Origin of the sequence: Herbiconiux daphne (assembly GCF_024979295.1) — a bacterium.
In the GTDB taxonomy this organism is placed as follows: Bacteria; Actinomycetota; Actinomycetes; order Actinomycetales; family Microbacteriaceae; genus Herbiconiux; species Herbiconiux daphnes.
On record NZ_JANLCJ010000763.1, the window covers coordinates 1 to 533 of the forward strand.

Sequence of the window (533 nt, forward strand, 5' to 3'; positions counted from 1 at the left end):
GAAGTTAGCGAACGTACCAGAGCACTTGACGCATTACATCTTCAAGTTAACGATCAGTTCAACCGAGTGATGATGGAAATTGGTGGAGTTAAACTTCAGATTGGTCAAGGTATTACAATGGATAACATTGTTGATGCTGATGGTAATAGTTTGAGTGGTGTGCTTCAAGGTTTAAAAACTCAAGTGAATACAGCCAACGGTCAGGTAATGGTAGCAATTGGTGAGATCACAAACTTAACAAATAGATTTGATGGTGAGATTTTACAAGTCAAAGCTGATCTTAAAGCTAATCACAGTTTAATTACATCAGAGGTTCAACGTGTAACTGGTGTTATCACAACTACTGCTAACGGTCTTACACAGCAGATTGCTAAAGCTGAAACAGATATCAAGAATAACCTTGGTGGTCAGATTACACAAACACAGCAATTAATCACAAACATTAACAAAAACGGTACGACACACTACTCAGCTACTTGGGGTGTTAAATCTAATGTCGCTGGTGTCACCGCTGGTTTTGGTTTAGCCAACAA

At 38.8% G+C, this 533-nt stretch carries 1 protein-coding gene; it reads left to right on the forward strand.

All coding sequences use genetic code 11. The features are described from left to right. Positions 1-533, forward strand: a 533-nt coding sequence (locus tag N1032_RS27565) for a hypothetical protein (RefSeq protein ID WP_259543916.1), incomplete at both ends; no start/stop codon positions are given.